The sequence below is a fragment of the Sphingomonas sp. CCH9-F2 genome (genome assembly GCF_001556735.1).
GTDB lineage: Bacteria > Pseudomonadota > Alphaproteobacteria > Sphingomonadales > Sphingomonadaceae > Sphingomonas > Sphingomonas ginsenosidimutans.
Genome location: NZ_LSJO01000176.1, coordinates 24,270 through 33,246 on the forward strand (window position 1 = coordinate 24,270; position 8,977 = coordinate 33,246).

The 8,977-nt window shown below is 68.7% G+C and carries 12 protein-coding genes and 1 tRNA gene; 4 read left to right on the plus strand and 9 right to left on the minus strand.

Annotated features, from left to right (window positions below; genetic code table 11):
* Position 1: 1 nt before the first annotated feature.
* Entirely contained in the window at positions 2 to 1,171 is a 1,170-nt protein-coding gene (locus AX685_RS05255) for a hypothetical protein (RefSeq protein ID WP_066486167.1), read from the plus strand.
* 77 nt (positions 1,172 to 1,248) lie between these two features.
* Here AX685_RS05255 and AX685_RS05260 read toward each other — a convergent pair whose 3' ends face one another.
* The 5 genes from AX685_RS05260 to AX685_RS05280 are packed head-to-tail and all read right to left on the minus strand — an operon-like array spanning position 1,249 to position 2,901.
* Entirely contained in the window at positions 1,249 to 1,539 is a 291-nt protein-coding gene (locus AX685_RS05260; protein WP_156445687.1) for a hypothetical protein, read from the minus strand.
* Positions 1,536 to 1,841 carry a hypothetical protein gene (locus tag AX685_RS05265; RefSeq protein WP_156445688.1) on the minus strand — a complete coding sequence of 102 codons (306 nt, stop codon included), beginning with the start codon at positions 1,839 to 1,841 and terminating at the stop codon, positions 1,536 to 1,538. Before AX685_RS05265 ends, AX685_RS05260 begins: the two co-directional genes overlap by 4 nt.
* Positions 1,842 to 1,844: 3 nt before the next feature.
* Complete coding sequence (locus AX685_RS05270) at positions 1,845 to 2,102, minus strand: hypothetical protein (RefSeq protein ID WP_066486171.1); 258 nt, start codon at positions 2,100 to 2,102, stop codon at positions 1,845 to 1,847.
* Position 2,103: 1 nt separating this feature from the next.
* A complete protein-coding gene (locus tag AX685_RS05275) occupies positions 2,104 to 2,451 on the minus strand; it encodes a hypothetical protein (protein WP_066486173.1) in 348 nt (115 codons plus the stop codon).
* Between the two features lie 24 nt (positions 2,452 to 2,475).
* Positions 2,476 to 2,901, minus strand: coding sequence for a hypothetical protein (locus AX685_RS05280; protein WP_066486175.1), 426 nt, complete (start codon positions 2,899 to 2,901; stop codon positions 2,476 to 2,478).
* Positions 2,902 to 3,141: 240 nt separating this feature from the next.
* On the opposite strand from AX685_RS05280, the gene AX685_RS05285 reads away from it, so the two are divergent.
* The 3 genes from AX685_RS05285 to dapF all read left to right on the plus strand — a co-directional run bounded on the left by AX685_RS05285 (position 3,142) and on the right by dapF (position 4,768).
* Positions 3,142 to 3,217 (plus strand) — tRNA-Val (locus tag AX685_RS05285).
* An 84-nt stretch (positions 3,218 to 3,301) separates the two neighbouring features.
* Positions 3,302 to 3,772, plus strand: coding sequence for a DUF6456 domain-containing protein (locus AX685_RS05290; RefSeq protein WP_066486177.1), 471 nt, complete (start codon positions 3,302 to 3,304; stop codon positions 3,770 to 3,772).
* A 42-nt stretch (positions 3,773 to 3,814) separates the two neighbouring features.
* Complete coding sequence (gene dapF / locus AX685_RS05295) at positions 3,815 to 4,768, plus strand: diaminopimelate epimerase (RefSeq protein WP_066486179.1); 954 nt, start codon at positions 3,815 to 3,817, stop codon at positions 4,766 to 4,768.
* Positions 4,769 to 4,815: 47 nt separating this feature from the next.
* Here dapF and AX685_RS05300 read toward each other — a convergent pair whose 3' ends face one another.
* The 4 genes from AX685_RS05300 to AX685_RS05315 form a co-directional block, all read right to left on the minus strand.
* On the minus strand, positions 4,816 to 5,910 hold the full coding sequence (locus tag AX685_RS05300; RefSeq protein WP_066486180.1) for a GGDEF domain-containing protein: 1,095 nt from the start codon (positions 5,908 to 5,910) through the stop codon (positions 4,816 to 4,818).
* A 4-nt stretch (positions 5,911 to 5,914) separates the two neighbouring features.
* On the minus strand, positions 5,915 to 7,225 hold the full coding sequence (locus AX685_RS05305; protein WP_066486182.1) for an HD-GYP domain-containing protein: 1,311 nt from the start codon (positions 7,223 to 7,225) through the stop codon (positions 5,915 to 5,917).
* 89 nt (positions 7,226 to 7,314) lie between these two features.
* Positions 7,315 to 8,481: a glutathionylspermidine synthase family protein gene (locus AX685_RS05310; protein ID WP_066486184.1), complete on the minus strand. Its 1,167-nt coding sequence runs from the start codon at positions 8,479 to 8,481 to the stop codon at positions 7,315 to 7,317.
* Positions 8,478 to 8,849 carry a hypothetical protein gene (locus tag AX685_RS05315; RefSeq protein WP_066486186.1) on the minus strand — a complete coding sequence of 124 codons (372 nt, stop codon included), beginning with the start codon at positions 8,847 to 8,849 and terminating at the stop codon, positions 8,478 to 8,480. Before AX685_RS05315 ends, AX685_RS05310 begins: the two co-directional genes overlap by 4 nt.
* Positions 8,850 to 8,977: the final 128 nt, after the last annotated feature.

Genomic DNA, 8,977 nt, shown 5'->3' on the forward strand with positions numbered 1-8,977 from the left:
CATGGCCGATCTTCGTTTTCGTTTGTCCCGCACGCCCATCGCCTTTGCGATCGTGGGCCAGTCCAATCAGCGCGGGCAGGTGTCGCCGACCGAGACGATCGGGGGCATGGCGTCGCGCACCGCGTTCCCGCAGGCGTTCGCAAGCCTTCGCAATCCGGGAGTGCGCTACCCGGTGGGGCCGGCGGGGTCGCTGAACGGGGGGTATCATTTCAAGATTTATGACGATCTGTGGGATTGGGGTTACAATGCGCAGATGGTCAATGCGTCGATCGGCAGCATGTCGATGCTGCGCGATGCGGCGGGCCAGATTCTCGACATCGCCGGATGGCGATCCCAGCCGGCGCGCCAGCAGCGGGCGGCGGATGTGCCCGGTGACCGCGGCTATATCGGCGACTATGGCGTGGCGAGCGGCAAGGTCTTCGTCTGCACGACCGGGCGCCGTGCCTATGCCTTCCACCAGGGGACGTTCCTGCCGAACGATAGCGGCGTAAATCAGAATCTGGATTTCATCCGGGAAGTCGGGACCAACACGACGGCGGCGTCGGCACCCGACTTTTCGGCGGCGACGGTGGGCAGCACCGTCGCCGATGGCACCGTCACATGGACCTGCGTAAGCGTCTCCACCACCTTTCTGGGCTACACCTATGGCCCGGGCGCGTGTTCGGAGACGCGAGCCGGGTTCGATCCGTTCGGCATTCTGCGGCGCTGTCATGAGGAAATGGCGCGTATCCGCAGCGCGCGCGAGCGGATCATCATATTGTGCAACGGCCAATCCGACACAGGCCAGACCAGCGGGCTGTACCAGGGCGCAATCAACAGCGTCGCTTCGTTCTTCGCCAACCGGGGCTATACGGTGCATCTCGGGCTGGCGGAGTACAGCCCGGCTGGTGGCAGCACCGCCGGGTATGAGACGCTCAGCGCGGCGCTGGCATCGTCCTACACGTTCCTAACGGGCGCGTTTTCGGCGACGCAGATCAAGCAGGGGCCGAACCTGTATCAGCTGATGGGTTCGACGGGCGACATGGCGGCCGGCGGCGCCAATTTCGTCAAGGACAGCGGGCAGGACAACATTCACCAGAACGCGCGCGGGGCGATCGAGGCCGGGCGGCTGGTCGCCAATTCGGTCAAGGCGTGGCTCCCCCAGATCGTCGACCCGGCTGTCGTCAACTGATCCAGCCCCGGATCGTCGCGATCGCGCTGATGGCCATGAGGGTCGCCAGCACGATCGCTTCGATCGGGGGGAGGCGCTTACGCATCGGGGTCGCCCTCATAGGTGATCCCTGTGCCGACCTCCTGCCCCAGCATCCGGGCGATCGGCTTGGAAAAGGCGCTTGCGCCCATCTGGTCGGTGTACGGGGCGGCGGACAGCACCTCGTACCGGTTGAGCGCGCGGTCGGCGATCGTCGTGGCGACCAGCACGCGGGCCATGTCGCGGCGCGCGATGCTGTGGTGGGTCAGATCGTTGCGGACGCTGGCGGGGACATCGCGGAGCGCGCCCGCGACGATGTAGATCAGTTCGTCGCGATCGACCTGCCTCATGGCGCCGGGGTCCACGGGTCACGCGCGCCCAGCAGCCGTTCGTCGACGTTGAGGGTGATGGCCAGCATGCGGCGCTCCTCTTCCGGCAGGCGCCTGGGTGAGCCGCGGGTGACGAACTGCTGGAGATAGGCGACGTTGCGGCCGATCTTGCACGACAGCGACGTGAGGCTTTCGCCGCGATCGGCGGCGAATCGGAGGAGGTTCTGGCGGGCGTCCATCGGCGCAGGATGACGCGGCCGGGGCGATCCCGCCAGCATTTTTGTTCTTGCGATGTTCCGCGCAATCTTTTCGCGCCGGGTCACCCGTCAGGGTTTCGCCGCCAGCCCGGCGCGGACGATCTCATCATCGGTGCGCGGGTCTGCGCGCAGGGCGTCGATGACGTCGGGCGACAGCCGCATCGTCTTGTTGCGCTTCGCACCGTCGCCCATCACCGGGCGACCGCGTCGGCGGGGCGGCTGCTGGTCGGTGTCGTCGATCGGCGCGACGGCGGGTGCCGACGCCGTCTCCCAGGTGGGGGACGGCGCTGGACGGTTACGACGCGAGCGGTTGGGGTGGTTGGCCATGTCAGTGCCCGTTGGCGACCGCCAGGAGGTTTCCGTCAAGCCCGTCGATCTGCTTGTCGCTCTGGCCATCGGCAAAGTGCCAGCCCATGACCGGATCGCGGACAAGGCGGATCGAGATTTGGGCGCGCGTCGACGGTCGGAGCAGCACGTCGATGCCATCTCCCCGGTTGTCCGGGCCGACGACGACCGCAAACTTGGCCCGGTCATGCCGCGCGACCCATACGCCGTAAGGGTCGTCCGCTTGTTCCGGCCGCGACAGGGCAACGGCGAGGGCAGTGTTCTGCGGGTCGGCAATCTTGGCCTGGATGGCGGCGATTGCTTCGCTCTGCGTCAGGATCTTGGTGGTCATTTGCCGTGGTCCTTTGTCTGTGGATCAGCGATAGGTGGGGGCGCTGCCGTGGCGATACGGGTTGTACCCTTCACCACCCTCATTGTAGCCGCGGTCAAACTTGCGCTCTGCGGCAACGCGCTTCTGCCGTTCGGCACGGCGCGGCGCATCCCAGGCGGCGTAGCGAGCGCGCTCATCGGCGCCGATCGCCCACTGGTCTGCCGTGATCGTCGCCCAGCCATTCTTGCCGGCAACGTTGATCAAGACAACCGCGACTGCCCCCGCCCGCTTGAAGGCCACCAGCTGCGGACGCAGGAAATGCGTAGAGTTCGCTTCGATGTCTGCGATCATGATCGGATTGCCGGCGCCGCGCACGTTATCGCCGGTCGCCTCGATCGACGCGCCGACCTGCGCGAGAGCGAAACGATCGGTCTGGCGGATGATGGTGGGAGTGGGCTGGAATTCGGCCATCGTCTGTCTCCGCCCCTGATCCGGCGAGGCGCCCGACCGGCTCGGTGCCGATGGACATCGGATATATGCCACAGCATAAATGCACAAGCGGTTTTTTGCTGTAGCACAAATTATTTTGAGGCGTTCGGGGATAGTTCGGGACTTCTGGTTCCCTGCGTTCCCTTTCCGATCCCTCTTGATCCCTCCGGGTCCATGAGTAGAGAGAGCGGCAACGGCAGAAATCCTAGGTTTCTAGGCGCCGGGCGCTTAGCTCAGCTGGTAGAGCGGCTCGTTTACACCGAGTAGGTCGGCGGTTCGAACCCGTCAGCGCCCACCATCTTCCATCCGTTGCAAGGTTGCTGTCCTACATCTTCCAACTTGCGCCAGCCGTGCGGTCATCGAAGGCGAGGCAGGAGCGGACATGCGCGAGCTGGTGGAACAGAGGATCGACGGCGCGGGGCGCCGCGGCGCGGTCGTCACGGGCGGGGCGCGGGGGCGCACGGTGACGGTCAATCGCCGCGAATCGGCGCTCGCGTGGCTGGCGGCGCGCGGGCTGGTGACGGCGCGGCAGAACGAGGCGGGCGAACGCCTGCGCACCGATTACGAGCGCGCGGCGCTGGGCGCGTCGGTGACGATGCAGTGGCAGCCGCGCGTCGATGGCGGATGCCGCGACGGGCTGGACCCGACCGAGGCGCAGCTGGCGGCGAAGCGGCGCTTCGACGGCGCCATCGCCGCGGCGGGCGCGGGGCTGTCCGACATCCTGTGGCGCGTCGTCTGCGCGGGCGAGGGGCTGCCCGCCAGCGAGCGTGCGCTGGGCTGGCCGACGCGCAGCGGGCGGCTGGTGCTCACGCTGGCGCTGGATCGCGTCGCCGACCATTACCGCCTGCCGTGATAGGGGCTTGCCCTGACGCGCCGGGCGGCGCACGTCGGGGCGATGCGGATACGGTTCACCAAATGCCACGGGTCGGGCAACGATTTCCCGTTGATCGACGGGCGCGCGCTGTCGCTGGACGAGGCGCAATGGGCGCAGGTGGCGCGCGCGCTGGCGGACCCGGCGGGGCCGGTCGGGGGCGACGGGCTGCTGGTGCTGACCGCCGGAGACGATACCGCTGACGGGACGGCATTCGGGATGCGGATGTTCAACCGCGACGGATCGGAGGCGGAGACGTGTCTGAACGGCCTGCGCTGCGTCGCGCGCGCGGGGTTCGAGGCGCTGGGGATCACGCGCGCGACGGTGCGGCTGAAGACCAGCCGCGCGGAGGTGGCGCGCGCGCCCGACGTCGCGACCGGCGTCTATGCAGTGCGCGAGACCGCTGGCCCGGCGACGCTGAACGTCGCCGCCTGGCCGCTGGCGGGCGATCGCGACCGGATCGTCGAGGCACCGATCGCGATGCTGCCGACCGCGCGCGCGTTCACGGCGGTGGCCATCCCCAACCCGCACCTGATCGCCTTCGTCGAGCGTATCGACGAGGAGGAACTGGTGCGCGTCGGCATGGCGTGCGAGGCGGCACCCGACTGGCTACCCAACCGCGCCAATGTGTCGTTCGTCGAGGTGCGCGGCCCCGACGCGCTGTTCGTGCGCACGTTCGAGCGCGGCGTCGGGCTGACCGACAGTTGTGGCAGCGCGATGGCGGCGTCCACCTATGCCGCGGGGCTGACCGGGCGGATCGCCGTCGCGCACGAGATCGCGGTGCTCAACCGCGGCGGGCTGGTCCGCGCCAGCGCGACGGCGGAGGGGATGGTGACGATCACCGGAAACGCCACCTGGGAATGGGAGGGCGAGGTGACGATCGACCCGGTCCATGCGCGCGCCGGCGACCTGACGGTGATCCGCCACATGGATGCGGAGATCGCCGCCTGGGCCGCGGTGGTCGACACGATTCGCTGACGACTGGCCGCTGTAGACTGGCCGCCGACGAAGCGATCGCGGCGCGGTCAGCGCGCCGCGATCACCATGTTCTTCCCACTGCGCTTGGCGGTGTAGAGCGCGTGATCGGCATCGTGGAACGCCTGTGCGGTGCGATCGCCCTCGACCGGGGCGACCCCGGCGGAGAAGGTCAGCGATCCCATCGCCTCGCCGGTTTCCTGGTTGACGAGCGAGCGCGTGCTGAGCCGTTCGCGCACCGTATCGAGCAGGTCGCGCGCCTCGAGCGTGTCCGCCTCGCGGAACAGGCAGGCGAATTCCTCCCCGCCGTAGCGCGATACGATCGCGGCCTTGCCCAGCTGCCCTTCGAGGAAGCCGGCGACGAATTTGAGCACCCGGTCGCCCGCCGGATGACCAAAGCGATCGTTGATCTGCTTGAAATCGTCGATGTCGCACAGCGCCAGCGTGGGCGGCGGGCCGTCCGCGGCCAGCGCCTCGCGCAGGTGACGCTCGAAACTGCGGCGGTTGGGCAGCCCGGTCAGGTGATCCTGCTCGGCGGCGCGGCGCGCGCTTTCTAGGTCGGCCTTGAGCTGGTCCGCCTCGCGCTGGCTGCGCTGGAGCTGTTCCTCCATCCGCCGGGTCTTTTCCACCGCCTCGCGCGTGACCGTGATGATACGGTGCAGCGCGCCGACGGGATCGCTGTCCAGGTTGGCGGCTTCGCGATCCAGCTCGTCGCCGAGATGGGTCGCGTTGGAGCGCGATTCGCCGATCATCAGGCGATAGTCGACCAGCCCGCTTTCCAGCGTCTGTGCCAGCTGCGTCAGCGCTTCCGGCGTCAGTTCATCGGCGGCGCGCGATTCCAGGATGCGCGCGACGTCGTCGTCGAGAAGCGCCGCGCCGCTCTGAAGATGCGTCGCCACCGCCTGCGCGATGTCCCAGTCCTCGCCGGAGATATAGGCGTGCGCCACCGCGAAATTGGCCGGCGACGGGGCCAGGCCGTTGCGGAACAGGAAATCGCCGATGTCGTCGTACAGGCGACGGTGCACGGCGCCGCGGCCGCTGTCGCGCGGCGGTTGATCGTGATCCTCGACGGCGGCCGCCGCACCGGCGACGTCGGGCGACAGCCAGGCAAGCAGCCGGTGGCGGGGCGAAACGGATGTCCGCATCGGATCAGGCCCCCATCGCCAGGGGCGTCGGCGCGGCGGGCGCGGCGCTGGCGCGCGGCGGGGTGCGGCCGGTCCTGACGGCTTCCATCACCTGCGGCCAGGCATCGCTGAACCAGTAGCTGCCCCGTTCGGTGCGGTGCACGGTATCCTCCGACCGCGACCGCGCGGTATCCAGGTCGCGCTGCGGCACGAACGCCTGCGTCGGGATGTCGAAGAACGCGCGGACCACCGGCAGCGTCGGGTCTTCGTCGTTCACCGCGGTGACGATCGCCAGCTGGTTGCTGCGCAGCCGCACCAGCGTGCCGACCGGGTAGATGCCGATGCTCTCGATGAAGATCGCCAGCAGTTCGGGATCGAAATGCCCCGTCCACGACGACATGCGGGACAGCGCTTCGCTGGGCGACCACGGGCGCTTGTACGGGCGATCGGAGGTGACCGCGTCATAGACGTCGCAGATCGCCCCCATGCGCGCGTGGAGGCTGAGCTGCGCCGCGCTCAGCCCGTGCGGATAGCCGCTGCCGTCGATCCGTTCGTGGTGATGCAGGCACACGTCGAGGACCGGCGGCGCGACCCCGTCGCTTTCCAGGAGCAGCGCATGTCCCTTGACCGGATGCGTCTGCACCACGCTGAATTCGTTCGGCTCCAGCTTGCCGGGCTTGTCGAGCAGCGCGCTGGGCACCGCCATCTTGCCGATATCGTGGAGCATCCCGGCCATGCCGAGGTCGCGGACCTCATCCTCCGGCAGCCCCATGCGGCGCGCGAGGTTGATGAGCAGGGCGCAGACCGCCACCGAATGGAGGTAGGTGTATTCGTCCTTGTTCTTCAGCCGCGTGACCTTGATGATCGCGGTCGAATCGCGCGCGACCGAGGCGGCGATCTCATCGACCAGCGGCGAGATGGCGGCGGCGTCGACCGCGTGGCCCAGCCGCACTTCGGAGAACATCCGCGATACCGCTTCCTTCGATCGTTCGACGGTCTCGCGCGCGCGGTCCAGCTCGGTCGCCGGACGGCGGCGGGCGCGCCGCTCCGGCCCGTTATAGGGCGCAGCGGGGGCGAACGCCGCGGGTGGCTCCGATTCCTCCGGCGGATCGACGACGACAGCGCAGGCGGTCGCGGCGCCGGCGTCGGCCGGGCCGACGCCGCGGCTCGTATCGATAACGATCTCCGCGATCCCCGCGTCGACCAGCTTGTCGATCTGCGCCTGTCGCGTCAGTAGAAGTTGCGAGCGCCAGAAGGGACTCGCGAGCCAGCCGCCGTCCACCATATGGACGAACATTCCGACCCGTGCCTCCGACGTCTTGATCTTGATTAGCACCTTGCGCCCCCCGCCATGACCCGGCTTGTGAACCGAGGTTGCTTAATGACGATTTACGAAGGGGTCTTAGGTTCATCAAATCGGGTAATTCATAAGGAATCGCCGCGGACCGCCGGGGCGATGACATGCGGAACGAAGCGCGCGCCATTCCCGGTGATGAGCCCGTCCTCGCGAATGCCCATGCCGGCCGGCTCGCCACCCACGACCCAGCTGCCGATGACGGGGAAGATACCCGGCGCGGGCTGGGGCAGAGGGTAGAGTTCCTGAAAGACGTATCCCTCGTCGCCATAATCGCCGCCGGTTTCGGCAACGATCGTGCCGGCGCGGCGAAGCGAGACGTTCGCCCCCTCGCGCGCGAGCAGCGGCTTGGCCACCGCGTCCGCGTCGGCAGGTGGTGACCAGGCGGCGGCGAGCAGATTGGGGTGTCCGGGAAACAGATCGTCCAGCACGGGCAGGATGCCCTTGTTCGACCAGATCATCTTCCACACCGGTTCCAGCCACCGCGTCTCGCCGTGCGCCAGGCTGTCGAGCAACTGGGGTGCGAACGCTTCGTTGGCGAGCCATTCCCACGGGTACAGCTTGAACAGCGCCGCGATCCGCCGGTCGCCGGTATCGACGAAGCAGCGTGCGTCCCCGTCCCATCCGAGATCGTCGATCAGGATCGGCACCGTGGCCAGCCCGGCGCGCTGCGCGGTGTCGCGCAGATAGGCGGTGGTGACGGCATCCTCATCATCGGCGACATGCGCGAAGTGGACGGTCGCGGGCAGGTCGCCGCGAAGCGCCGACCAGCGTGCGACCAGTCGATCGTGGATGCTGTTGAACTGGTCGGCGTGCGGAAACCGTTCCTCCTTCCACGTCCACTGGATCACCGCCGCCTCCAGCAGCGAGGTCGGCGTGTCGCAGTTGAACTCGAACAGCTTCGGCGCGCCCTGGCCGTCATAGCCCAGGTCGAACCGGCCATAGTCGAGCGCGGGCGGTTCGGCGTTCCACGCATCGGCGATCGGGCCATGGAACGCCTCCGGGATGCCGAACCGGCGCAGCATGGCGCGATCGCCGACGATCGCGTCGCCCGCGACCAGGAAGAGGCGGTACAGCTCGGCGGTGGCGGCCTCGATCGTGGCGACCTGCGCGGGCGTGAAGCGGTAGCAGGCGGCCTCGTTCCAATAGGGCCGTCCATCGGCGGTATGCCAGATCAGCCCCTCCGCCTCGACCGTCGCGCGCCAGCCCCGGCGCGGTTCGATCGTCTCGCGGATCATGCGTGGATGCTGCCGAAGCGGTGCGCCGAGGAGCCGAAGCCGCCGCGCGCCACCGCCGCGGCGCGCGTCATCGCGGTGGATGCCGGCGCGCGGTAGAAGGTCGATCCCGCGGGACGCGACCACGATCCGCCCGTCGCCCGCTCGCCATAAGCGGGGATCCCGCTGTTGCGGCCGAGATAATACCACAGGAAGCCGCTGCCACGGCCGCCGGCGTGGCGACGGTCGCAGCGGTCGTCGGGAACGCGGTTGCCCGACCGGTCCGTGCAGACGGCGGTGTCGCGCTGCGCGGTCCAGTCGTCGCGCTGGCCGCATCCCGACAGGAGCAGCGCGGCGGCGACGCCGGTGGTGATGGTCAGATCCTTCTTCATGCACGTCCCCCAGGGTCCGGCGCCGTTGATCGGTCATGTGCGGGCCGCGTTCAATGGCCTTGCCGCGGATCGGGCAGGCGGACCGGCGCGCCATGACGCGCGGGGTGGGGTGCTGGCGATCGCGGAAC

What these genes read in the sequence shown, in the direction of transcription:
- AX685_RS05255 (WP_066486167.1), top strand. Translation starts at nt 2, where the DNA reads ATGGCCGATCTTCGTTTTCGTTTGTCCCGCACGCCCATCGCCTTTGCG.
- AX685_RS05260 (WP_156445687.1), bottom strand. Translation starts at nt 1,539, where the DNA reads ATGAGGCAGGTCGATCGCGACGAACTGATCTACATCGTCGCGGGCGCG.
- AX685_RS05270 (WP_066486171.1), bottom strand. Translation starts at nt 2,102, where the DNA reads ATGGCCAACCACCCCAACCGCTCGCGTCGTAACCGTCCAGCGCCGTCC.
- AX685_RS05275 (WP_066486173.1), bottom strand. Translation starts at nt 2,451, where the DNA reads ATGACCACCAAGATCCTGACGCAGAGCGAAGCAATCGCCGCCATCCAG.
- AX685_RS05280 (WP_066486175.1), bottom strand. Translation starts at nt 2,901, where the DNA reads ATGGCCGAATTCCAGCCCACTCCCACCATCATCCGCCAGACCGATCGT.
- AX685_RS05290 (WP_066486177.1), top strand. Translation starts at nt 3,302, where the DNA reads ATGCGCGAGCTGGTGGAACAGAGGATCGACGGCGCGGGGCGCCGCGGC.
- dapF (WP_066486179.1), top strand. Translation starts at nt 3,815, where the DNA reads ATGCGGATACGGTTCACCAAATGCCACGGGTCGGGCAACGATTTCCCG.
- AX685_RS05300 (WP_066486180.1), bottom strand. Translation starts at nt 5,910, where the DNA reads ATGCGGACATCCGTTTCGCCCCGCCACCGGCTGCTTGCCTGGCTGTCG.
- AX685_RS05310 (WP_066486184.1), bottom strand. Translation starts at nt 8,481, where the DNA reads ATGATCCGCGAGACGATCGAACCGCGCCGGGGCTGGCGCGCGACGGTC.
- AX685_RS05315 (WP_066486186.1), bottom strand. Translation starts at nt 8,849, where the DNA reads ATGAAGAAGGATCTGACCATCACCACCGGCGTCGCCGCCGCGCTGCTC.